This window comes from Gemmobacter sp. LW-1 (assembly GCF_001303875.1).
Classification (GTDB): domain Bacteria; phylum Pseudomonadota; class Alphaproteobacteria; order Rhodobacterales; family Rhodobacteraceae; genus Gemmobacter; species Gemmobacter caeni.
In genome coordinates, this window is record NZ_LJSC01000011.1 from 25,941 (window position 1) to 49,292 (window position 23,352).

At 62.6% G+C, this 23,352-nt stretch carries 20 protein-coding genes, 1 pseudogene and 1 riboswitch; of the genes and pseudogenes, 14 read left to right on the forward strand and 7 right to left on the reverse strand.

The window, feature by feature from the left end; genetic code table 11:
• Nucleotides 1-52 precede the first annotated feature (52 nt).
• The 5 genes from AO684_RS01695 to AO684_RS01715 all read left to right on the forward strand — a co-directional run bounded on the left by AO684_RS01695 (nt 53) and on the right by AO684_RS01715 (nt 6,021).
• Entirely contained in the window at nt 53-901 is an 849-nt protein-coding gene (locus tag AO684_RS01695; protein WP_054301017.1) for a DMT family transporter, read from the forward strand.
• 94 nt (nt 902-995) lie between these two features.
• Nucleotides 996-2,258: a sarcosine oxidase subunit beta family protein gene (locus AO684_RS01700; RefSeq protein WP_054301018.1), complete on the forward strand. Its 1,263-nt coding sequence runs from the start codon at nt 996-998 to the stop codon at nt 2,256-2,258.
• A gap of 10 nt (nt 2,259-2,268) precedes the next feature.
• Nucleotides 2,269-2,556, forward strand: coding sequence for a sarcosine oxidase subunit delta (locus tag AO684_RS01705; RefSeq protein WP_054301019.1), 288 nt, complete (start codon nt 2,269-2,271; stop codon nt 2,554-2,556).
• On the forward strand, nt 2,553-5,462 hold the full coding sequence (locus AO684_RS01710) for a sarcosine oxidase subunit alpha family protein (RefSeq protein WP_054301020.1): 2,910 nt from the start codon (nt 2,553-2,555) through the stop codon (nt 5,460-5,462). Before AO684_RS01705 ends, AO684_RS01710 begins: the two co-directional genes overlap by 4 nt.
• Complete coding sequence (locus AO684_RS01715) at nt 5,455-6,021, forward strand: sarcosine oxidase subunit gamma (RefSeq protein WP_235451188.1); 567 nt, start codon at nt 5,455-5,457, stop codon at nt 6,019-6,021. Before AO684_RS01710 ends, AO684_RS01715 begins: the two co-directional genes overlap by 8 nt.
• 64 nt (nt 6,022-6,085) lie before the next feature.
• Here the strand turns inward: AO684_RS01715 and cobF are convergent, their stop codons facing one another.
• Together cobF and AO684_RS01725 are read right to left on the reverse strand one after the other, a co-directional pair.
• Nucleotides 6,086-6,853 (reverse strand): precorrin-6A synthase (deacetylating), encoded by a 768-nt coding sequence (gene cobF / locus AO684_RS01720; protein WP_054301021.1) that lies wholly within the window; start codon nt 6,851-6,853, stop codon nt 6,086-6,088.
• A 51-nt stretch (nt 6,854-6,904) separates the two neighbouring features.
• Complete coding sequence (locus AO684_RS01725) at nt 6,905-7,582, reverse strand: energy-coupling factor ABC transporter permease (protein WP_054301022.1); 678 nt, start codon at nt 7,580-7,582, stop codon at nt 6,905-6,907.
• Between the two features lie 35 nt (nt 7,583-7,617).
• Nucleotides 7,618-7,836: riboswitch (cobalamin riboswitch) on the reverse strand.
• Nucleotides 7,837-7,947: 111 nt separating this feature from the next.
• On the opposite strand from AO684_RS01725, the gene xseA reads away from it, so the two are divergent.
• From xseA to AO684_RS22130, 3 genes and pseudogenes are all read left to right on the forward strand, one after another.
• A complete protein-coding gene (gene xseA, locus AO684_RS01730) occupies nt 7,948-9,549 on the forward strand; it encodes an exodeoxyribonuclease VII large subunit (RefSeq protein WP_054301023.1) in 1,602 nt (533 codons plus the stop codon).
• A 464-nt stretch (nt 9,550-10,013) separates the two neighbouring features.
• Nucleotides 10,014-10,307: pseudogene (locus tag AO684_RS22555) on the forward strand (Arm DNA-binding domain-containing protein); the annotation flags it as partial.
• 130 nt (nt 10,308-10,437) lie between these two features.
• Nucleotides 10,438-10,581: a hypothetical protein gene (locus tag AO684_RS22130; RefSeq protein WP_235451189.1), complete on the forward strand. Its 144-nt coding sequence runs from the start codon at nt 10,438-10,440 to the stop codon at nt 10,579-10,581.
• A gap of 42 nt (nt 10,582-10,623) precedes the next feature.
• Here the strand turns inward: AO684_RS22130 and AO684_RS01735 are convergent, their stop codons facing one another.
• Entirely contained in the window at nt 10,624-12,297 is a 1,674-nt protein-coding gene (locus AO684_RS01735) for a reverse transcriptase domain-containing protein (protein WP_082400641.1), read from the reverse strand.
• Nucleotides 12,298-12,554: 257 nt separating this feature from the next.
• The gene (locus AO684_RS01740) at nt 12,555-12,881 is read right to left on the reverse strand and encodes a hypothetical protein (protein ID WP_152968317.1); all 327 of its coding nucleotides are present in this window, start codon (nt 12,879-12,881) and stop codon (nt 12,555-12,557) included.
• Nucleotides 12,882-13,135: 254 nt separating this feature from the next.
• On the opposite strand from AO684_RS01740, the gene AO684_RS01745 reads away from it, so the two are divergent.
• Complete coding sequence (locus AO684_RS01745; protein WP_054301026.1) at nt 13,136-14,116, forward strand: BsuBI/PstI family type II restriction endonuclease; 981 nt, start codon at nt 13,136-13,138, stop codon at nt 14,114-14,116.
• On the opposite strand, the gene AO684_RS01750 is transcribed toward AO684_RS01745, so the two are convergent.
• Both AO684_RS01750 and AO684_RS01755 read right to left on the reverse strand, forming a co-directional pair.
• On the reverse strand, nt 14,113-15,546 hold the full coding sequence (locus AO684_RS01750) for an Eco57I restriction-modification methylase domain-containing protein (protein WP_161805973.1): 1,434 nt from the start codon (nt 15,544-15,546) through the stop codon (nt 14,113-14,115). The genes AO684_RS01745 and AO684_RS01750 overlap by 4 nt on opposite strands.
• A 222-nt stretch (nt 15,547-15,768) precedes the next feature.
• Nucleotides 15,769-16,020 carry a hypothetical protein gene (locus AO684_RS01755; RefSeq protein WP_054301028.1) on the reverse strand — a complete coding sequence of 84 codons (252 nt, stop codon included), beginning with the start codon at nt 16,018-16,020 and terminating at the stop codon, nt 15,769-15,771.
• A 177-nt stretch (nt 16,021-16,197) separates the two neighbouring features.
• On the opposite strand from AO684_RS01755, the gene AO684_RS01760 reads away from it, so the two are divergent.
• A complete protein-coding gene (locus AO684_RS01760) occupies nt 16,198-17,127 on the forward strand; it encodes a hypothetical protein (RefSeq protein ID WP_054301029.1) in 930 nt (309 codons plus the stop codon).
• Here AO684_RS01760 and AO684_RS01765 read toward each other — a convergent pair.
• Complete coding sequence (locus tag AO684_RS01765; RefSeq protein ID WP_200907780.1) at nt 17,098-18,432, reverse strand: site-specific DNA-methyltransferase; 1,335 nt, start codon at nt 18,430-18,432, stop codon at nt 17,098-17,100. The genes AO684_RS01760 and AO684_RS01765 overlap by 30 nt on opposite strands.
• A 426-nt stretch (nt 18,433-18,858) precedes the next feature.
• Here AO684_RS01765 and AO684_RS01770 point away from each other — a divergent pair, with 426 nt between their 5' ends.
• From AO684_RS01770 to AO684_RS01785, 4 genes are all read left to right on the forward strand, one after another.
• Nucleotides 18,859-19,212 (forward strand): Arm DNA-binding domain-containing protein, encoded by a 354-nt coding sequence (locus AO684_RS01770; RefSeq protein ID WP_054301031.1) that lies wholly within the window; start codon nt 18,859-18,861, stop codon nt 19,210-19,212.
• A gap of 4 nt (nt 19,213-19,216) precedes the next feature.
• A complete protein-coding gene (locus AO684_RS01775; protein WP_235451190.1) occupies nt 19,217-19,720 on the forward strand; it encodes a hypothetical protein in 504 nt (167 codons plus the stop codon).
• Nucleotides 19,717-20,682: a site-specific integrase gene (locus AO684_RS01780; RefSeq protein ID WP_054301032.1), complete on the forward strand. Its 966-nt coding sequence runs from the start codon at nt 19,717-19,719 to the stop codon at nt 20,680-20,682. The genes AO684_RS01775 and AO684_RS01780 overlap by 4 nt, the downstream gene beginning before the upstream one ends.
• 117 nt (nt 20,683-20,799) lie before the next feature.
• On the forward strand, nt 20,800-23,349 hold the full coding sequence (locus AO684_RS01785; protein WP_054301033.1) for a DEAD/DEAH box helicase family protein: 2,550 nt from the start codon (nt 20,800-20,802) through the stop codon (nt 23,347-23,349).
• Nucleotides 23,350-23,352 lie beyond the last annotated feature (3 nt).

Consider the following 23,352-nt stretch of genomic DNA (forward strand, 5'->3'; position numbering starts at 1 on the left):
AAGCCTGCAATCTGCCCGTTCGCAGCTTTTTCCACCATAGCCGGAGGCGGGGATGGCGTCACTTCTGTTCGGTCTGGTCGCGGCCCTGTGCTGGGGCCTGCATGATTTTCTGGTCCGCAAGGTCAGCCAGACCGCCCCGGCGACCACGCTTCTGGTGCTGGTTCTGCTGTTTGGCACGCTGTTTCTGGCGCCTTTCGCCATGATCGAGTCGCATCCGGCGGGGGCGATGCGCGGAATGGGCTTTGCCATCGGGTCGGGGGCAGCTTTCGTCATGGCCTCGCTGGGGCTGTATCGTGCCTTTGCCATCGGGCCGGTCGGGCTCGTGGCGCCGATCTGTGGTGCCTATCCTTTGGGCAGTCTGGCGCTGGCCATGGCCGGGGGGCGCACGGTTTCGGGGTCGGAATGGCTGGCGGTACTGCTGGTGGTGGCGGGAATCGCACTGGTGGCAGGGCAGGGCGGCAGTCATGGCGCGGCTGCGGCAGGCGGGCGGAGGCAGGCGATTCTCTGGGCGCTGATGGGGGCGGCCGGATTCGCGCTGACCTTTCATCTGGGCCAGACCGCCGCGCGCGTGATGGGGGAACTGAGTGCGACGCTGATCGCGCGTATCGTGGCGCTGGTGCTGGTGTCGGCGGCGCTGGTCGTGCGGGGCCAGAGCCTCGCGCCCGCCTTGCCGAAATGGCGTGTCCTGGCCCTGATGGGCGCGCTGGATGTGGCGGCGCTGGGGCTGGTGCTGGCGTCGGGCGGCCTGACACATCCTGAATATGCGGCGGTGTCCTCGTCGCTGTTCGGGGTGGTCACCATTCTGCTGGCCTGGCGCTTCCTCGGGGAAAGGCTTGGCCCGGTGCAGGGCGCAGGGGTGGCGGTGGTCTTCGCCGGAATAGCCCTTTTGGGGGCGGGGTGATCGCCTGTCTATTCTGAAAGGGCCGATGTCGGAAACGGATGAGGTATTCGGCGCGTGCGGCGCGATAGTTGCGGCAGGCACCAAGGAGATCCCAATGTTCGGAACAGGGCGCTATTCGGGCTGGCGCGTGGTGAAAGAAGCCTTGACGGGTCACAAGGGTTGGGGGCCGGCATGGCGCGACCCGGAACCGCAGGCCGCATATGACTACATCATCATCGGCGGCGGCGGGCATGGCCTTGCCACAGCCTATTATCTGGCCAAGGAGTTCCGGCAGGCGCGCATTGCCGTGCTGGAAAAGGGCTATCTGGGCGGCGGCAACGTCGGGCGGAACACCACGATCATCCGGTCGAATTATCTGCTGGACGGCAACGAACCCTTCTATGAGTTCAGCCTGAAACTGTGGGAGGGGCTGGAGCAGGACTTCAACTTCAACGCCATGGTCAGCCAGCGCGGGATCATCAACCTGATCCACACCGATGCGCAGCGCGATGCCTTCACCCGGCGCGGCAATGCGATGATCCTGAACGGCGCCGATGCGGAGCTGCTGGACCGCGAACAGGTCCGCGCCATGTATCCGTTCCTGAATTTCAACAATGCCCGCTTCCCCATCAAGGGTGCGCTGATGCAGCGCCGGGGCGGCACGGTGCGCCATGACGCGGTCGCCTGGGGCTATGCCCGCGGGGCGGATTCATGCGGCGTCGACCTCATCCAGAACTGCGAGGTCACCGGCATCCGCACCGAACATGGCCGCGTCACCGGCGTCGACACCACCCGCGGCTTCATTGGCGCGAAAAAGGTGGGTGTGGCGGTTGCCGGCAATTCCTCGCGCGTGATGGCGCATGTGGGGATGCGGCTGCCGATGGAAAGCCATGTGCTGCAGGCCTTCGTGTCAGAGGGGCTGAAGCCGCTCATCGACGGGGTGATGACCTATGGCGCCGGGCATTTCTATGTCAGCCAGTCCGACAAGGGCGGTCTTGTTTTCGGCGGCGACATCGATGGCTACAACACCTATGCGCAGCGCGGCAACATGCCCGTGGTGGAGGATGTGGCCGAAGGCGGCATGAGCCTGATCCCGATGATCGGCCGGGCGCGGCTGTTGCGCACCTGGGGTGGCATCATGGACATGTCGATGGACGGCTCGCCCATCATCGACAAGACCGACATCGAGGGGCTCTATTTCAACGGTGGCTGGTGCTACGGCGGCTTCAAGGCCACGCCGGCCTCGGGCTGGTGCTTCGCGCATCTGCTGGCAACCGACCGCCCGCATGAAACCGCCACGGCCTATCGGTTTGATCGCTTCCGCAAGGGGCTGATGATCGACGAAAAGGGCCAGGGCGCCCAGCCGAACCTGCACTGAGGACCGATCCATGATCATCAACCATCCGATCCTCGGGCCACGCGACTCGCAGGAATTCGTCTATCTGGGGGATGCGGCGCTGATCGACCGGCCTGATGGGCTGGCCGAAGGCGCGCTGGATACCTTCCACGACTATCTTTACCTGCGCGACAACCCGGCAGGGCTGCACCGTGAGCTTTGGTATCACGAACAGGGCGACCGTTCGTGGCTTGTGGTCACGCGCAACACGCTGACGCATGAGATCACGCAAGTGGAACTGGCCCGCGATGTGGCCCGCGCGCGGGGGCGCAGCAAATGACCCAATCGAACCGCATTCCCGGCGGTCAGATCGACCGCTCGCGCAGCCTGAGCTTCACCTTCGACGGCGTGACCTATCAGGGCCACCCCGGCGACACGCTGGCCTCGGCCCTGCTGGCCAATGGCCAGCGCCTGATGGGGCGCAGCTTCAAATATCACCGTCCGCGCGGTCCCATCTCGGCCGGTTCCGAAGAGCCCAACGCGCTGGTGGAACTGCGCGGCGGTGCCCGGCGCGAGCCGAACACCCGCGCCACGGTGGTGGAACTGTTCGACGGCCTGAGTGCCGAGAGCCAGAACCGCTGGCCCAGCCTGAAATTCGACGCCATGGCGGTGAATGACCGGCTGTCGAATTTCTTCACCGCCGGGTTCTATTACAAGACCTTCATGTGGCCCAAGGCGTTCTGGGAAAAGCTTTACGAGCCGATCATCCGCCGTGCCGCCGGTCTGGGCAGTCTGTCGCGTGAGGAAGACCCTGATCAATATGACAAGGGCTTCCTGCATTGCGATCTGCTGATCATCGGTGCCGGGCCTGCCGGTCTGATGGCCGCGCTGACCGCCGGTCGCGCAGGCGCGCGGGTTATCCTTGCGGATGAGGATTTCCGCATGGGCGGCCGCCTGAATGCCGAAACGCATGAGGTTGGCGGGCTTACGGGTGCCGACTGGGCCGCGCAGGCGGTGGCGGAACTGCGCAGCATGGCGAATGTGCGCATGATGCCGCGCACCACGATCATCGGCGCCATGGACCACGGTATCTATGCGGCGGTGGAACGCGTGTCGGATCACCTGCCCGTGCCGCTGCCAGGCAAGCCGCGCCAGATCCTTTGGCGGATCTATTCGCGTCGCGCCATTCTTGCAGGCGGCGCCACCGAACGCCCCATCGCGTTTGAGAATAACGACCGCCCCGGCATCCTGCTGGCCGGATCGCTGCGCGCTTATGCGAACCGCTGGGGTGTCGCCGTCGGGCGCCGGGTCGCTGTCTTCACCAACAATGATGACGGGCTGCGCACGGCCTCTGACCTCAAGGCCAAGGGGATGGAGGTCCGCGTGATCGACGCCCGCAAGGGCGAAGAGGTGGTCGATACCGCCGGTCGTCTGGGGCTTTCCTCGGTCACTATCCGCAGCGGCGGGAGGACCGAAACCTTCGCCTGCGAGGCGCTGGCGGTTTCGGGGGGCTGGAACCCCAACGTCAACATCGCTTCGCACCATCGCGGTCGCCCGGTCTGGAATGACACCATCGCGGCCTTCGTGCCGGGGCAGGGCGATATTCCGGGGCTGGAGGCGGCAGGCGCCGCCGCAGGCCGCTTCTCGACCCGCGCGGCGCTGGAAACCGGCGCAGCGGCGGCCGAAGGCGCGCTGGCCGATCTGGGCCGCAGCGCCCCCGCCCGTGATTTGCCGACGGCCGAGGACGGCCCCTATGCCATCACGCCGAAATGGTATGTCGGCGGTGGCAAGGGCCGGGCCTGGATCGACCAGCAGAACGACGTGACGCTGAAAGATGTGAAGCTCGCGCATCAGGAAAACTACACCTCGGTCGAGCATCTGAAGCGCTACACCACGCTGGGCATGGCGACCGATCAGGGCAAGACCGGCAATGTGCTGGGCCTTGCGGTGATGGCGAGCCTCACCGGCAAGTCGATCCCGCAGACCGGGACCACGGTCTATCGCCCACCCTATACGCCGGTTGCCATGGGCACGCTGGCGGGCCGCTCTCGCGGGCAGGAGTTCAAGCCCAAGCGTCTGACCCCCAGCCACAAATGGGCCAGCGAACAGGGCGCGGTCTTTGTCGAGGTCGGCCAATGGCTGCGCGCGCAATGGCTGCCGCGTGCAGGCGAAACCCAATGGCGCGAAAGCGTGGACCGCGAGGTTCTGGCGACGCGCAAATCGGTCGGCATCTGCGACGTGACCACGCTCGGCAAGATCGACATTCAGGGCACCGATGCCGGGGCCTTTCTCGACAAGGTCTATGCCAATACCTTCAGCACGCTGGCCGTCGGCAAATGTCGCTATGGGCTGATGCTGCGCGAGGATGGCATCGTCTATGACGACGGCACCACGGCGCGGCTGGGGCAGAATGAATATGTGATGACCACCACCACCGCCAATGCGGTTCTGGTGTTCCGCAATCTCGAATATGCCCGGCAGTGCCTCTATCCCGACATGGATGTGCAGCTGATTTCCACCACCGAGGCCTGGGCGCAGTTCTCGGTCGCCGGGCCGAATGCGCGCAAGCTGCTGCAAAAGCTGGTGGATCAGGACATCTCGGATGCGGAACTGCCCTATATGGGGTGCCGCGAGATCACGGTTTGCGGCGGGCTGCGGGCGCGGATCTTCCGCATCAGCTTCTCCGGGGAACTGGCCTATGAAATCGCGGTGCCGACCCGTTATGGCGATGCGCTGATCCGCGAGCTGGTGGAACAGGGCCGCGAATTCGACGCCGTTGTCTATGGCACCGAGGCGCTCGGTGTCATGCGGGTCGAAAAGGGCCACGTCGCAGGGAACGAGCTGAACGGCCAGTCCACCGCGCTGAACATGGGTCTGGGCAAGATGGTGTCGAAGAAGAAAGACAGCATCGGCATGGTGCTGAGCCAGCGCGAGGGCATGAATGACCCGAACGGCTATCGTCTGGTTGGTGTGAAGCCCGTCGATCCGGCGCAGAAGCTGACCGCTGGCAGCCATTTCCTCGAGAAAGGCGCCGCGCCGGTGATTGCCAATGATCTGGGCTGGCTGACGTCAGTGGTTTATTCGCCGCATCTGGGCTGTTCCATCGCGCTTGGCTACCTGAAGAAGGGCGACGAGCGGCGCGGCCAGCGCCTGCGCGCGGCCAACCTGCTGGCAGGGGCCGAGGTCGAGGTCGAAATCGTGAGCCCGCATTTCTTTGACCCGGAAGGAGAGCGTCTCCGTGGCTGAGCATCGTCTGAAACCCCTCTGCCCGCTGGGGGGCACCAGCCCGGCGCGGGCCGTCTTCGGCCCGGTCACGCTGGCCGAGGTTGTGGATGTGGCGCTGGCATCGGTTTCGGCCCGTCAGGGGCGGTCTGCCGAAGTTGCCGCCGCCGCTGCGGGGGCCGGCATCCCGCTGCCCGGCCCCGGCCGCTTCGAGGCCCGTGCGCCTTTCGCCGCCTTCTGGCTGTCGCCCGAAAGCTGGATGATCGAGGCGCCCTTCGCCACGCATGAGGATAGTCGCGCGGCCCTGCTGCCGGTGTTCGGCGATGCGGCCTCGATCACCGAACAGACCGATGCCTGGGTGCGTATCGACGTGACCGGCGAGGATCTGCCCGCGCTGTTCGAGCGGTTGTGCAATGTCGATCTGGCCACCGCGCCGGATGGCGCCGCGACCCGCGCCATGCTGGAGCATATGGGGGTCTATGTGGTGAAGCGCGGGGCCGCGCAGGTCAGCGTGATCGGGGCGCGATCCTCGGCCGCCGCCCTGTGGCACGCGCTGGACACCGCCGCGCATTCGGTGTTCTGAACGGCTTCGCGGCCCCTCCGGGGGCCGCGCGCAAATCTTTTGTGGAAAAGATTTGCAAATTTCTTCAGGAAGAAATTTGCGCCTGGCCCCGGCGGCGCAGCAGGTAAATATCCATGATCCAGCCATGTGCGGCGCGGGCTTCGGCGCGGGCGGCAATGATGCGTGGGCCAGCGTCAGCCAGCGGGCCGCTGTCGGTGATCTGGATGTGCATACCCGCATAGCCCGCCCACCAGATCTGTATGCCTTCCGGCGGCAGGCTCTGGAAGGAACATTCGCCGTCCAGCATCACCACACAGGTATCGACGCCGGCCGGAAAGCCGGTTTCGCGCAATTGGCGCCCGGTGGTGATGGTGACGGGGCCGTCGATCTCGTTCAGCGGGATGGCCTGGGCGGCGGTCAGCGCCTGGATTGAGGTAATGCCGGGGATGACCTCGATGTCCGGGCGCGGGTTCAGCCGGGTGGCGATGCGCAGGGTGCTGTCGTAAAGCGAGGGGTCACCCCAGACCAGCAGCGCGACGCGCGTCGCGCCGGGGTGGGCCGCGATACTGTCCACCCAGCGGGCGGCGATGGCATCATGCCAGTCTTCGACCCTTTGGCGGTAATCGGCAGTTGCGGCGTCTCGCGTCGGATAGTCGAATTCGGCAATGCGGGTCGCGGGGTTTTCCAGCACCTCGGCGAGGATCTCGCGCCGGAGGTCGGCCAGATCGGCCTTCGCGCTGCCCTTGCGCGGCAAGAGGATCAGATCAGCGCGGTTCAGCGCGCGGATGGCTTGGCGCGTCAGGTGGTCGGGATTGCCGCTGCCAATTCCGACGAGGCTGAGGTGAAGGGTCATGGTCGCTCGGTCAAAGAGGCCGCCGCCCGGCTTTGGGCGGCGGCAGAAAGATCAGGCGGCGGCGTGCAGGCGTTGGGTCACAAGGCCGGAACCCGCAAGGCCCTTGATGGCCTTGGCGGCTGCCAGAACAGCCAGATCCACCAGCGGTTCCACCGCGACGACCAGCATGTAGGCGGCCCCGAAGGTCGAGACCTGCGCCATGGCCTCGGCGCTGAAGCCCATGCCGTAGAAAGCCCAGAAGGCGACCCAGGCGACGATGCCCGCCTGATAGGCGGTCGACAGCGCCAGCGCCTGCCCGTAGCGCAGATCGACATAGGCAGTGCCGGGGGCGATGACGCGCCGCGCCAGTGCCTGAAGGCCGAACAGTGGCACCAGCAGGGTGGTGACGTTCATCCCGTATTGCGGCAGGTCGAAGGGGGCGAAGAACATCCCCTGGATCAGCAGGCCAAGCGCCAGCCCGATGGCCGCCGGAGCGGCGCCGAACAGCAGGAACAGGGTCGATCCAAGGATGAGATGCACCTCGGATACGCCGACGGGCACATGGGGAAGCACCTCGAAGAAGGTGAAGGTGGCGGCGGTGGCCAGCACGCTGCGCGCCAGCAGTGACACTGCACCCTGTTCGCGGATCGCGGCAAAAGCGATTTTCAGCGTGTAAAGCCCGGCGGTGGCGGCGGTGGCGGCACCAAGCATCAGCTTGGCCCCGGAAACGAGGCCCGGTTCGATATGCATGATCTGTCTCCTCTGGCCGTCACACCCGACGGCCGTGGTTTCGGTTCATGCAAGGCCGGTCTCCTGGCTTGCGGGTCGTGGCGCGTCCCGGCCTTCCCGGTGCCGCAGGGACACCAGTGGCGGATGGGGGCGCTCTCCGCTCACAGTCGCGGGGGCGGCCGGGGCTTTGGGCGCCTGACTGGGTTCGCCCTTCCCCGTTCCCGATTGAGTCCGGTGCTTGGCACCTGATGGACACCTTGCCGCCTCGTTCTGTGGCGAAAGGGCGCTTGCGTCAAGCGGGCTTTGCGACGGTCTGGCGCGCTTTGCGACGGGCGGGCGGGGCCGGGGCGGTTGCGGGCCGCGCGGGCTTGGGGCAAAACGGGGGCATGGACCTGTTCGAAGACCCCCAGCCCCAGCAGGGCAACCAGCCCGAATATACCGTGTCGGAGCTTTCCGGCGCAGTGAAACGCATGATTGAAGGCGAATTTGGCCTTGTCCGCGTGCGGGGCGAGATCGGGCGAGTCTCGCGCCCGTCCTCGGGGCATATGTATTTCGACCTGAAGGATGACCGTTCGGTCATTGCCGCCGTCTCCTGGAAGGGGCAGGTGGCACGGATGCAGGTGCGCCCTGAAGAGGGGATGGAGGTCGTGGCCACCGGCCGGATGACCACCTTTCCGGGCCAGTCGAAATACCAGCTGATTGTCGAGGATGTGGCCCCCGCAGGGGCCGGTGCCCTGATGGCCATGCTGGAAAAGCGCCGCGCCGCCTTGCAGGCCGAGGGGCTGTTTGACCCCGCGCGCAAAAAGCCTGTCCCTTATCTGCCCGGCGTGATCGGGGTGGTCACATCGCCCTCGGGTGCGGTGATCCGCGACATCCTGCACCGGCTGCGCGACCGCTTTCCCCGCCATGTCCTGATCTGGCCGGTGGCGGTCCAGGGGGAGAAATGCGCAGCCGAGGTGGCGGCGGCCATTCGTGGCTTCAACGCGATCGAACCCGGCGGCCCGGTGCCGCGGCCCGATCTGCTGATCGTGGCGCGGGGCGGTGGCTCTCTGGAGGATCTGTGGGGATTCAACGAGGAAATCGTGGTGCGGGCGGCGGCGGCCAGCCGCATTCCGCTGATTTCCGCCGTGGGGCACGAAACCGACACCACGCTGATCGACTTCGCGGCTGACCGCCGGGCGCCAACGCCGACCGCCGCCGCAGAGATGGCGGTGCCGGTGCGGCTGGACCTGCTGGCCGCTGTCGATGGCTTCGGGGCGCGTCTCAGCCGGGCGATGGCGCAGGAGGCCGAGCGGCGGCGGGTGCGGCTGTCCGATCTGGGCCGGGCGCTGCCCCGGCTCGACATGCTGCTGGGCGGGCCGGGCCAGCGATTCGACGCGGTGGTGCAACGGCTGGGCGGTGCGCTGGGGCTGATGGTCACCCGCAAGCGGGGCGCCTACGAGGCGCGTGCCGGGCGCCTGCGTCCCGAGGCGCTGCGCGCCCTGATCTCGGGCCGGGCCGAGCGGCTGCAGGTGCTGACTGCCCGCGCGGATACGGCAATGGAGCGGCGGCAGGAGCGTAGCCATGCGGGCCTCGATAAATGGGCCTCACGGCTCGCGCCCGCGCTGGCGCGTCTGCTGTCCGGAGCCAAAACCCAGATTGCCCGCGACCGGGATCGTCTGGGCGTTCTGGCAAGCCGGCTGGAAACCGCACCTGCACAACGGTTGGCCCGCGCCACAGAACGGCTGGACGGGCTGGAGCGGATGCGGAAGACGCTGGGCTATCAGGCGACACTGGCGCGGGGCTATGCCGTCGTACGGGCCGGAGGCGCCGTCATCACCAGTGCCGAACTTGCCCGCGAGGCCGCCGCGCTGGAGATCGAGTTCCGCGATGGCCGCGTCACGACCGGCCCCGGCACCTCCGTGGCGCCATCCGCCGAAGGCCCCCTGCGCACCCCCCGCAAGCCCCGTTCCCGCGAGGAGGGGCCGGATCAGGGCAGCCTGTTCTGACGCACAGCTCGCCGGACGGCCCCGGCAACCCCCGGGCCGATGGGCGCAGGGAGGACTCCGGAGCATCTTGCGCGAGGGGCCGGAGGCTGGAGGCGCGTACAGCCGCATCTGACGGCGCAGATGATGTGACCGCGCCCGACGGCATCAATCCTGCTGGCCTGGCACCGCAGGCCCTTAAGCCTAACTTCCGCAGACTTCAGAGCCACAAAAGCCTCCTTGCGGGGGCTTTGTATGTAGCTGAAATCCTAGGGATTTTTGGCTCCGGCGGTAGGGATCGAACCTACGACCAATTGATTAACAGTATCCAGCAGCGCGACCCGACGCAGCCCTATGCAGCCTGACGCAGCCCTACAGCTTGCGGAAAAATAAGCGATTTCAGTTGCTTGGCCGATGTGATAAGCCCTAAGCAGCATTTCGCAGGACGACCGCTGGTGCTGTTGATCTGCTTATGAGGAGCTGCCGACATGCCCGATCCGACCCGCAAACACCCGCCCCTGAAGCTCACGAAGGGGTATATCGACAAAGTCACGCCCGGACCCGCTGACGAACTGCACTGGGACACGGACGTGAAGGGCTTTGGCCTTCGCGTGACCCCCACACGCAAGCTGACGTTCATCGTGCAGGGGCGCGTCGGAGGTGTGGGGACCGCTGCCCGCATCACCATCGGGCCTTACGGCGTCTTCACTGTGGACCAAGCCCGCGAGGTGGCGCGCGAACACCTGCGGTCGATGCGCATGGGGGTTGACCCTCGCGAGGTGAAGAAGCAGCAGGAGGCAGAGCGCCAGCAGAAGGTGACCGAGGGGGTCACGTTGAAGCAGGTCTATGACAGCTATGTTACCTGCGCCCGCGTCACGTCATCTCGCAGGCACAGCTTCGAGGGATGTTCTGATGATCGTGAACGCGTGCCTGCTGTCGGCCTTGGTGATCGTCGCCCCGTTCTCCGCCGTCGCCCTGTTCATGGGCTGGCGACTGTATCAGCGCCTCGACGCTGCTGCGTCAGCACTGGCGAAACTCGCATCGCGCGACACGTGACACGTCGGAGCGGTACCGCGCGTCTCCGACGCGGAGAGAGCGCTATACCGATGCGATAAGCGCATCCACAAATGCCGATTTGACCGCGAGGAAGGGGATTGTCCGGTCATCATCATTTGGTCCCCTGACGATTACGCCAACGACCTTTCCCGAAAACAGCACCGGGCCGCCACTCATTCCTTCGTAGGTGCCCGACAGCAAGGCGATCACGTTGTCAGATGTGGCGGGCGTGCCGTCGAAGGTTTGCCGCGAGAACCCGGTTACCTCAGTGTCGCGGATCGTCAGGGACGAGCTGTCCAGATTCGAAGGATAGCCCGCAGCCTGCACCGCAGATCGGATGCCGAGCGCGGTAGCTTCGGCTGTAGAGGCCATTTGCAGAGTGGCTGCGGGATTGAATGCGGGCAACCGAGTTCGTAGCCGAATTAGCGCAAGGTCGTTGTGATCGTCGCGGGCAACCGCGTCCGCTTCCATTGCGAACGCCGGGCTTTGTCGCGGGAAGATGCGCAGATTTGGTCCGAGGCAATGTGCGCAGGTCACAAACAGGTTCTCGGCGACGGCGAAGCAAGTGCCCACTGATCCACCATCTGTTTCATTTTCGAGATACCAAACGGCAGCATTTAGAACGTCACTATCCTCGACTAAGGGGATCGAAAATTGTTGGCCCGAACACAATGCGTTGAACCTCGCGGCTAGGCCACGGAAGACCTGATCGGTTGATCCTTTTACCTGCCGAATGAACTCAATTTTTCCTCGGACCACCCACTCGAAGTTCGTAGCCTCCTGTTCCGGCAACCGACCCCTATCTGGGCGCTTCTCGTTGAAGTGCCGAGCCGATGCCGCCGCGTAGCCATTGAACTCCCAGTCATGAAGCATCGCCCTGACATCGCGAACAAACTTGCGCTTGACGTTGACTTTCTCATTCACAACCAGACCTGTGACTTCCTGTTGAAAGGCGAGGCCCAGCAGGCGCGTCTTTGCGTGGTTAATTCTAAATCCGTTATCCTCAATCATCTGCTGACAGGTGTCGGACAGAATAAACTCGTCATGGCTGTCGGGGTTTGCAAGACGTCCGATTGGCGCGGGAAAGGTCCTGCGATTGGATGAGATGGTGATGTCGTCGGCGTATCGCGTGTAAGTGCATCCAAGTTGCCTGCAAAACCTAGCCAACTCAGCATCGAGTTTGTCTGAAACGATGTTTGCAAGTATTGGCGATAGCGCGGCTCCCGGCATCAGGACATGTGTTGTTCGAAGACTGCCGTCGACCTCCTTTTCAGTTTGAAAGCAAGCGATGTGAGCGATGAACTGAGCAATCTCCTCTGGGTAGTTATACGGCGGAGCCATCAAGCGCCCGCGAACGCGCCCGAAGTGAATGGTCTCGAAGTAGTCTTCTAGGTCAATGTTTAGGACCCAACGCTTGCCGACGTGTTGTCGGGCATTGCTCACGATGCTACGTTGATGCCCGCCGACAAAACCGTGGACGTGGGCACGGGGACGATAGTCGCTTTCGACAAGGCGCAGGATGTCACGCTGCAACTTGAGAAGCGCAATACGCGGTGCGCAAATACGTCGTGTCCCGCCGCTCTTCTTCGGTATGGTGAATTCTTTGTATCGCGCACCCGGGGCAAGGCCGTAAGCGATGTAGACAAATCTTCTCCGATAATTCCGACGAAGCGCAAAGGCTATTTGTCTAAGGTTGGCAAAAGGCTTTAATGACATGGGTGCATCAACGACCTACAATCTCGCATTCCCAACATCGCGGGAATTTCGCAATTCCGTAACAGCATGTAGCGGGGCGAGTTGAAAGTAACCTTCTCGCAGGTGTCGCAGGTAACACAACACTTGGTTGATTGCAGGCCGCTGATGCTCCGTTGGGCTTACACGCATAGATTGCCGACGGCAACATCATTGCGATTGCACGAAGGCAGGAACGCCCGCGACGATGCGCGGGCGCTCGTGATCGTGTTGCGTTCGGATCAGCCGAGGATGCATTCCTCAAGCTTCATGCCTTTCGGCAGCGTGACGAAGTATTTGTCGCCGTCGACCCGCGTGCCGTAGCCAAGCTGCCGCCAGAACACGCGACGCGCTGCCGACGCAGCCGACTTCGACCACGCAGTTTCATCTTCGCGACGGCACAGCGCGTCGATCTCGTCGGCGGTCGCGCCTGCGACGAGGGCGATCAGGAGTTTGGCGCGCTTCGTGCCCGCCTTCACCTTTTTCACCTCGCGCTTCGGCGAGTGGATCGTATCCTTTGGCGCACGCTTCCGCTTTGGCGCAACGACGGCGCTCTGCGCTCTGCGCATCAGCGCTGTGAGCCTGCACGTCGACGACAACCGCATCAACCGTCGCGGCAAGGTCGGACTTGGTTAGGTTCATAGTCATGTCGTTCTCCGTTGATCAGCGCGCGGCGACTCCCGCCGCCCTGTGTCGACATGGCAGCACCCACCCAAATGGATGTCCCGAAGAGAAGGGCATCATGAGCACGGCAAACCCGTTCGACTCCCGGAATTCCGCGCAGTAGGGTTCCCGAAACGATTTGTTGAGGGAGAACAGCGGGATGGCGCTACACGATGAAGTCGCGAAATTGAGGGCGCAGCGCGGTGGTATGCCGAACGCATTGCAGGGTGTGACGAAGGACAAGATCAGGGCCGTGCTGCAATACCTTGATCTCGGCACGAACAATGATCTGGTCGACGGCGTCTTTGCGCTGCTCGACGACGAAACGGATAGCTGGTTCGCGAAGCCGCCTGCTGGGGCGAAGATTGCTGACGGCGCGACCACGGCGCACCTCGGCTGCCACGTCGGAATCCTGCAACGCGGCGCTGGGAAACTTGACCGCGAAGGCCGCGACTACTGGATCAAGCCGCTTCGCGATCTGGGCGGCATCGAAGCGATCACGTTGCAGGACGGCGAGTTCGTTGCGGGCCATGTGAAAGCGAAGTCGCCAAACTCGAGTTACCGCCTGAACGAGGCGCTGAAGGCGATCCTGAAGGCACCGGATGGCCAATGGCAGGGGATGTTGGCTGAATGGGCGCGGGACGATGTTGCGCGTGAGCGTCGCGCGTTCCAAGCCGAAATGGCGGAGGCCGCCAGAGCCTTGATCGACTCGGGCCACGGCCACCTGATCAAAGCCAGCGTCGAGAACTACGCGCCGCGCTTCCTGCCCGGATACCAACTGCTCTACGTCGACGATGCGGACGGCGACCGAATCTCGGACGCCGAGCGCGCGAAGATGGCGGCTGCGGGCGTCGACCTAACCTTGGGCGACGCGATGCCCGACGCGCTGTTCTGGCACCCGCAGACGGACCATCTGTGGGTGATCGAGGCGGTGACGAGCGACGGCGAGGTGGACGCGCACAAGGTCGTGCAGTTGACTGGGCTGGCCGAACGCTACGGCAAATCCGGCGTTGGCTTCACGACGACCTATCGCACGTGGAAGGAGGCGGCTGCGCGCCAAGGAAAGCACAAGAACGTCGCCTACGACACGTTCATCTGGATTCAGGAAGACCCAGCGAAGCAGTTCAAGGTGACGGGCTAGAACAGGTCCTCGACCGTTGTCTCGCCGCGTCCGAGCGCTTCGAGTTGCTCACGGTTCGGGTAGTGCAGGTTGCGCAGGTCGGTCGCGTTGACCTGCGTATGCCCTGAGAAGATGCGGAAATACTGATCGACCGCTTCCGAGTTCAGGAACGCCGCGAGGCCGCGAGCGAGGTCGATGGACAAGCCTGCGCCGTTCTCGTGGAAGTAGTTCAGGTGGTTCTCGAAGCCCGCTCTGCCGCCGTCGTAGATCGACGCGACGAGGCGACGCTTTTCTTCCTTTGCCGAGAAGCGCTTCGTCAGGACGTAAATTCCTGCGGGCGTGATCAGGCTCTCCGTATCGGCGCAGTCGGCCAGCGCGTTGTGCTTTCGGAAGTCGGGAATGGGCCAGCGGATTCCGCCGTCGTGGAAGTGCTGCGGGTAGATCAGCGGCACGGTGTCGTCACCGGGATCCTTTCGCAGGTGTTCGGTCGCGCGGAAATCGACGACGCGTCCGGTCGACACCTTGATCCGAAGATCAGCGAGGGTGCAGGGCAGCGCCTGGACGCGTGCCGCAAGGCCGTCGCCGACAACAGGCAGTCGGATGAAGGCATGACGATCATTCGGGCGCACGATCTCCGTGAAGGGGACGACACGCGCCTCGGTCTGATCGGTCGAGAGCAGAACATCGTCCTGCGTCCCGCCTTTGCGCACGCGGAAGATCATGTTCTCCTGCAACACGTCGTCGTCCTTGAAGGATGAGCGCCTAGACTCGAACACATGCAGTGCCGATATTGCCGAACCGGCGAGAAGCAGGCGGCGGAACGGTTCGTAATAGGACCCGTTGCAGAAGGAGCGCGGCGTGATGGCGACGAGTTCGCCGCCGTCCTCCATCTGGCCCAGCGCGACGGCGACGAAGGCGGTGTAGAGGTTCACCGTTTCGATCCCGAGCGACCTCAGCGCCAGACGCCATTCAGACGCCTGATTGATCTTGCCATAGGGCGGATTCAGGATGGCGCAATTGAAGGTTCTATTCTGGTGCAGCAGCGGTTCGGCTGAGTGCAGCACGTAATCGTCGCGGATCACCTCGCTGGTGAACTTCACGCCTTCGGCGGCGCATCGTTCGGCGCAGGCGGCGAGCGTTTCGTCGAGGATCGTGGCAAGCTGATCGTCGACTTCGTAGCACGTCACATCAATCGACTTGGGCTTCGCATTGCGCGAAAGCGCCTTTGTGACGAACGCCGCTGTCAGCGCGCCCATGCCCGCACCTGCGTCCAGCAGGCGAACGTGCTCGGGCAACTCGTCGAACATGTCGCCCATAAAGGACGCGATCCGGCCCGGCGTCATGAATTGCCCGAGTTTCGACCGACGCTTCGGATCGAGTGTCGGTGAGATTTCGAGGCGGGTCTGGTCGATGGATTCGATGAGCACGAGTTCTTCCTTTGTTTCGCTCATCATTGCATCGACACGGCGAAGTGCCAAGCGTTCGCAGCAGAGCGCGGAGCGCCGCGCTCGCTGTCGTCTTGCGCGTGCAGGGTGCGCGCGGCGTCAGGCTGTCAGAGACGACGCGGAAGGAAGACGACGAGGGCGGGTTCACCGACAACCGCAAGCTGACGGTCGCCGACATTGTGCGCAATAAGTTGGTGGAGATGGTTCACGCGGGGCAAGACTCGTTCATCAGCCGATCAGGTCGCCGTCGGAATCCGGCGTCACGGTCACGAGGCCCTTTTTCACGAGCGAGGCGAGAACGCCCTTTTTCTGCGCGGTCGTCATGTCGCCCACCTTGCGGTCGTCGAGCCAGACCCAAGTGGACAGGTCGGACGGCTGCTGCGCCTGCATCGGCGCGCCGTTCAGTGGCGTGTTCTCGCAGTGGGCGAAGGCAACCAGCAGGTGGTGTTCGGCGGCGGTGATCTTCTTGGTGTCGGTCATCTGTGTCACTCCGTTGATGCGTCAGTGCTTCTGACCTTCATTCATCTCGCATCCGTTCCCGGCGGCGATCAACCGGGGATGCGTGGGGTGAGATGTTGTTTGTTTGAGACACCTTAGCAGGTTGACTCGGTGGTCGCCCGATAGGAGAACAAGGCTGTCGCATTTCTGAGGGGCAACATGACGAAGTATCTTGCTGGCATTGAAAACCCGAACTCGATCATCACCCCCATTCTGTCTGCCGTTCGATTTCCCGAGGTTTTGGCGGATTGCCACGCTAAATACGCGGACGATATTGCGCTCTTTCAGAAGCTGATTGCGGGATCAGAAAGCAGCGCCCACTTGCTCGATCAGATCAGATCCAGCAGCATTCCCGGCCCAAACCGCATGTCGCTTCTAAAGATGTTCCGGCGCTGCGTTTCGCCCGTGCTGGATACCGAAATGACAAAAAAGATCAGCAAGGTTTCGACCGCCGATCTCGTTGCGGCCTACGGGGCGACTTTTAAACCCATCGAAAAGCTGAAAGAGCAGTTCGCGCATCTGCCTCCAGAACACCTTGCGACACTTGCGGCTTTGGTGGGGGAGTATGACACGCGCGGGCAGTCAGGTTATGAACTGACGGAGTTGTTCTTCGACTGGTTTGACGAAGCCTTCAAGGGCGTCCTGACAATTGAAGGTCCGCGTCGTGCAGGGCGCGATGTTGAATTAAGCACGGTCTTTACTGACTTCGTCGGCAACTATCCCTGTGACTTCGTCATTCGGACGGTCGAGGATAAGCCCCTTGTGCTTGCCGTTGGGTTTGCGCGCTACGACGCGACACGGGGCGGAGCGCAATCGGATGACCGAACAGGCGGGAATCTCTACAAGGTCGCCAAAGCCAAAGAGTATTCGGCGGCGTCTGGGAACACTTTTCGGGTAATCTTCTTGGCCGACGGTCCCGGCCTCGTCCACAAAGATACATGGGAGGAAGCCTGCGCAATCGACGGCGAGTGGGATGGTGCGGTTCGGGTGACGACGCTCAAACTTGCCGCCGAGCGCGTCACCCATGCCTGGCTGTCGGGTGTGACAGGGGCGGAACCATCAGCCGTTGGCGAAGCTCTGAGCCTCTAGAAGACCATCTTCCGAAAGTTCGGCATCCGCAAAAACCGTGAACTGGCTGCGTTCACGGGCCTTCGGGGGAGGCGCAGGCTCATCGGTGAACAAGGACGCCTGCGGGGTATCGCTCTTGCGGGCGACATAGTCACCCATTCGCTCTGACCCGTGGCGCAGCCGCTTCGTTGCGGCGGCAAGGGCGACAAAGGACTCGTCCATGCCGAGCCAGCGGCGGCCTAGTTGGTCAGCCGCGTCTAGGGTAGTTCCCGAGCCACAGAACGGATCGACGACCAAATCGCCGGGGTTGCTGCTTGCCCCCACGATCATCTTGAGCATGTCGAGATTCTTCTCGGTCGGATAGCCCGTGACTTCAATACTTTGGTGGTGTGCATCCCGAAAGCTGTCCCAGTTGTCAGTGTAGGGAATGGCTTTGTCGCTGGTGAAGTAAACCTTGCGGCGCGGGTTTCCCGTCTTCGACCAGTGAATGAAGCCGTCCTTGTCCAACTGTTCGAGTTTTGCAGGTGCGTACTGCCAATGTTTGCCCGGAGGTGGGTTCATGTCGCGCCATGGCTGACCTGTTTCGCCATTCCGTGTCCCGGGAGCGTGGACGGGGACGAGCTTGTATCGCCCTCGTGCATCGAACCTGGGATATTCCTTGTCGATCCATTCGCCACTTGGTTGTTGTCCCGGCTGATTCCAGACGTAGGCGGCCGACTTCGTATAAAACAACAGGTAGTCGTGAAGGTTGGCATATTGGTTGGTTGTGAAGTTTTTTGAACTGCACTTGCGCCGAGAAATAATGTTTCGGAAGTTTCGCTCTCCGAATATCTCGTCCATCACAACTTTCAGGTGCGCAAGCATTTGGTGGCCGATGTGGAGGTAGATCGAACCATCTTCGGTCAGGCACTCGCGCGCGAGGATTAGCCGCCGCCGCATAAACTCAACGTATGTGGCGGTCGAGCGGTCGTCTTTGTAGGCGTGCTGTAGGCCGCGCGATTGGAAGTCGAGTCCCGTGTTGTAGGGTGGGTCCAAATAGATCAGCCGCGCGCGGTGAGACGATGCGGCGAGCGCGGCAAGGCCGCCGAGGTTGTCGCAAAGCGCGATTCCGTTCGGTTCGATGTGCGTTGCCTGCCACCCACCATTCCGCCAGCATACCAGCGGTGCAGGGTGCAGGGCGCGAACCTGATCGACTTGGGCGCGCCCCTCGTAAGAGAAACCGATTGCGGCGGTAGCGGACGGCATCGGGAGTTCGCTGCGATGAGGCACGGATGCGGTCTGTGCCTCTGGGCTTAAGCGTTCGCTTGCGTTGATCCCTGTTGCCACTTGGATTCTCCATTTTTTTGGTAACCAGACTACAACATGTAGCGCCGCCCGATGCGTTCGTAAACTATCCATTCGAGGGCAACAGGAACGCATCAAGGGATACCCGTGTTTAAACGGCGAGGCGTCTGCGTTGCAAAAGCGTTGCAAAATGCCCTGAAAACGACAAAAGCCGCCCTGCGAGGCGGCCTTTATCGTGTTGTAATCTCTACGAGATTTTGGCTCCGGCGGTAGGGATCGAACCTACGACCAATTGATTAACAGGCATCGAAAACGTCCCTTTCCGATAGCTTCCGAAAGCTGCAAAAAGCCTCATAAGTATCTGATAAAAAATATAAAACCCATATTGCGGTTGCCCTGCTTCTCCCCCATATTCGTCGGTAACACCCCCAGTTTTGCCTACTAAAATCCTACTTGCTCGGGGCACCGATGCCGAAGCTGACCGCCCAGTTTGTCCGAGACCTCCCCCTGTCCGATGCGGGTCAGGTGCTGGTGATCGACGACGCGTTGCCCGGCTTCGGCGTCAGGGTCGGGGCGCTGTCCAAGTCCTATTTCGCTGAGGGTCGGGTGAAGGGGCGAACCCGCCGCGTGACCCTTGGGCGGGCGGATACCATCACTTTAAACGAGGCCCGCAAGCTGGCGATGAAGGCCCTTGCCGAGATGGCCGATGGCAAGGACCGCAACGCCGAACTCAAGCTGCAACGTGCGAAACTGATCACGCTCGGGCAGGCGGTGAAGGGCTGGCTCTCCGACCCGTGCAGGCAACCCGGCGCTGGCATTTGAGACCTTGGCTGAGGCTGGGGTCGCGCCGACACTGCTTGCCATCGTGCGGGAGAACTTCACTAAGACGGTGACGATGCTCGCCCCCTTTGTCGCGCTCCTGTCGCTGGAAAACGGTGTGGTCGCAACCGGGGTTGCCGATGATCCGACCCCGGTTGAAACCCGGATCGACGGGGTGCCATCTTGGGCCTTCGACATGTATACGCGCCCCGGTCGCGCAGCCCTTGGGCGGCTGATCCTGCGAAATGCAGGCTTGGTGACATGGGCCGGGGCCTTCCTGCCCCGCACCGACCGGGTGAGGGCGGCAGGCGAATTGCTGTTCCGCCTCGAAGGCCAGTGCCTGCACCGCCATGCCAGCGGCCCGCTGTCTGCATCCTTGCGCCAGCGGTGGGAAACCGAATGCGCGGGGATGACCCCGGAAGCCCTCGCCTTCGGCATGGTCGCCCTCAGGGATGCGATGCCCGAACTGAACGCGATCCGGGCGCAGGTCGTGGCGGAGGGCGTGAAATGAACGGCCTGATCCTCACCCGGCATAATCCCTTCTTATCCCGGCCCACAAAGGCCGAGATTGCCCCCGCCGAGGCCGATGCAGCGGTCGAGCATTTCATCCGCGAAAGCCTGTCGGAGAACACGCGGGCGGCCTATCGCGCTGATCTGGCCCACTTCACCGGATGGGGCGGGGAACTGCCCGCCACGGCTGATCTGGTCGCCCGCTATCTGGCCGATCATGCAGACACGCTGGCCCCCGCCAGCCTTGCGCGGCGTGTGGCGACGCTCAGCAAGGTTCACGCGGCGAACGATTGGCCCAACCCTTGCCAAAGCGAGGTGGTCCGCGCCACGCTGCGGGGGATCAGGCGGGTGAAAGGCACCGCCCAAGACCAAGCCCGCCCTCTACTGCGTGAAGACCTGTTCCTGATCCTCGACGCCTTGGATGACGATGCCCGCGCCCAGCGTGACCGGGCGCTGCTGCTGATCGGCTGGGCCGGGGGCTTTCGGTCGTCGGAACTGGTGGGGCTGGACTGGTCCGATGTCGAAGAGGTCCGCGAGGGGCTGGTCCTTAACCTGCGGCGATCCAAGACCGACCAGATGGGCCATGGCCGCAAGATCGGCGTCCCCCTTGGCCGCACCCGACACTGCCCGGTTGCCGCCCTTGCCGCATGGCTCAAGGCCAGCGGTGGCGATGACGGCCCGCTCTTCCGGCCTGTGGATCGCCACGGCCATATCCAGCCCGACCGCCTGCGCAGCGATGCCGTCTCCACCATCCTGCGCGACCGCCTCACCGTGGCAGGGATCGACCCCGAGGGCTACTCGGGCCACAGCCTGCGCGCAGGCCTCGCCACCAGCGCGATCAAGGCTGGGGTGCCAACCTACAAGGTCCGAGCACAGACCGGTCATGCCTCGGACCTGATGCTAGCCCGCTATCTAAGGGATGCGGGGATGTTCGACGGCAACGCGGCGGGGGCGTTGTTGTGATTGCCACCTGCGTGTCGCCACACGAAAAGCCAAAGTTGCGGTGCGTTTGGTCTGGAAGTTGTGTTGGACTTGCCGATAGACTGGGGGAGTTGCGAGAATTCGAAGTAGGGGGCAGGTTTGGCGAGCAAGGAGGCTACAGCCAGGATCAAGATCAATCGTCTGCTCGATGATGCTGGATGGCGCTTTTTTGACAATGCCAACGGCCCTGCCAACATTGTTCTGGAACCGAATGTCAAGATTTCGCAGCGTGATCTTGATGCGCTTGGCGCGGACCTTGAAAAAACCACGAACGGATTTGTCGATTTCCTGCTTCTCGATGGGCGCGGCAAGCCGCTGATTGTGTTGGAAGCCAAGTCGGAAGATAAAAATCCGCTGTCCGCCAAAGAACAGGCGCGGAAGTATGCCCGATCACAGAACGCTCGCTTCGTCATTCTGAGCAACGGGAACATCCATTACCTTTGGGATTTGGAGCAAGGAAATCCTGTAGTGATCTCCAAGTTCCCAAGCCCCAAGGAAATTGGGAACCATTATGCCTTTACGCCAAACGCGGAACGTCTGGCGGGTGAACAGGTAGGGCTTGACTACATCGCGCTCACCCAGATGCCTTCCTACACGCAAGAAGCCGCATGGAAGGTCGAAGCGGAGCGCCCTTCGTTCATTGAAAAGAATAAGTTGCGGTTTCTGCGGCGCTATCAGCAGCGCGCAATTGAGCGGGTTCAAGAGGATGCCTTGAAGGGCTCGACCCGCTTTCTGTTCGAAATGGCAACGGGCACCGGAAAGACGCTGACCTCGGCAGCGCTTATCAAGCTGTTTCTAAAGACCGGGAACGCGAAGCGTGTTTTGTTTCTCGTGGATCGTCTGGAATTGGAAGTTCAGGCTGATAAGGCATTCAAGGCCTATCTCAAGAACGATTTCACTTCGGTCGTCTACAAGGAACAGAAGGACGATTGGCGAAAGGCTGATATCGTCGTTACCACCGTTCAGTCGCTGTTGTTCAATGACAAGTATCGCCGCCTCTTTGCGCCCTCTGATTTCGATTTGGTGATTTCAGACGAGGCCCACCGTTCGATTGGCGGCAATGCGCGAGCAGTGTTTGAGTATTTCATCGGCTACAAGCTTGGCCTGACGGCGACCCCTAAGGATTATCTCAAGCAATCCAGCAGCCAAGCATCTGAACGCGATCCGCGAGAAACAGAGCGGCGCATGATGCTGGACACTTACAAGACCTTCGGCTGCACATCTGGCGAACCCACCTATCGCTATTCGCTGATTGACGGCGTGCGAGATGGGTTCCTGATCAACCCCTATGTCGTGGATGCCCGCACGACCGTTACCACGCAGCTTTTGTCAGATCAGGGTTTTGTCATCACCACGACCGACGCTGACGGTAACGAGCTTGAAGAAGCCTTTGCAGGGCGTGATTTCGAAAAGAAGTTCTTTGCCGAACCGACGAACCGGGCATTCTGCAAGACCCTTCTGCAACATGGGCTGCGCGATCCGATCTCGGGCGAGTTTGGCAAGACCATCGCATTCGCCGTCAGCCAGAACCACGCGGCCAAGGTCGCCCAAATCCTGAACGAGATGGCCGATCAGCTCTGGCCGGGTCGTTACAAGTCAGATTTCGCCATGCAGGTGACAATCCATGTCGCCGACGCGCAGAAGATGACTGTGAATTTCGCCAACAATAACCTCGGCGGGCATAGCGGTTTTGTCGAGAACTACCGGACCAGCAGGGCGCGTGTCTGCGTCACCGTTGGCATGATGACCACAGGCTATGACGCGCCGGACATCCTGAACCTCGCCCTCATGCGCCCGATCTTTTCGCCGTCCGACTTCGTGCAGATCAAGGGGCGGGGCACCCGAAAGCACAACTTCACCGAAGAAATGTTCGACCCAGCGCAAAAGGCCGCGCTGGGGGAGGTCAAGAAGACCGCCTTCCGCCTCTTCGACTTTTTCGCCAACTGCGAATATTTCGAAGAGACCTTCGACTACGACGAGGAAATCAGTCTGCCCGCACCGCCCACCATGCCCTTGTCCACGGGCGGTGACGGCGGGGATGGGCAAACGACCGTCACGGGCGGGATCGGCACCTACGAGCATTTCGACCCCGATGATGTGGTCAGCCAGGTAGAGACCCAGATCGGCAAAGACGGGATGCGGATCGACCGCGAACTGTTCCGCAAGTTTGAAGACGCTGCCCGTTCTGATACGACGCTGGCCGATCTCGTTGCCGCCCAGAACTGGGAGGCCGCAGCCCGCCACGTCATCGAAGAAATCTTCGACAAGCCGAGCGAGTTCTACACCCTTGAAAAGCTGCGCCGCGCTGCGGGGGTGGATCGCCGCATCTCGGTGCGCGAACTGATCGATAAAGCGTTTGGCTTCATCCCCGGCTTCAAGAGCAAGGCGGAGCTGATCGAAGACGAGTTTCAGAAATTCCTCGCCGATCAGAAGCCCGAAGAGGCCGACCGCATCCGCGAAATGCGGTATTTCTTCGAGGCCTACATCCGCGACGCCAATGTCCGCGCCAAGATCGACGCTGGTCACTTCGCCGATCTGAACGTAAATCCCACCTTCACAACCCGCGACCTCAAAGAGGTTCCCGCGCCGTGGCGCAAGCGTATCCCCGAATACATCAAGGACTACGTGTCCCTGAACCCGTTCCTTTGAAAG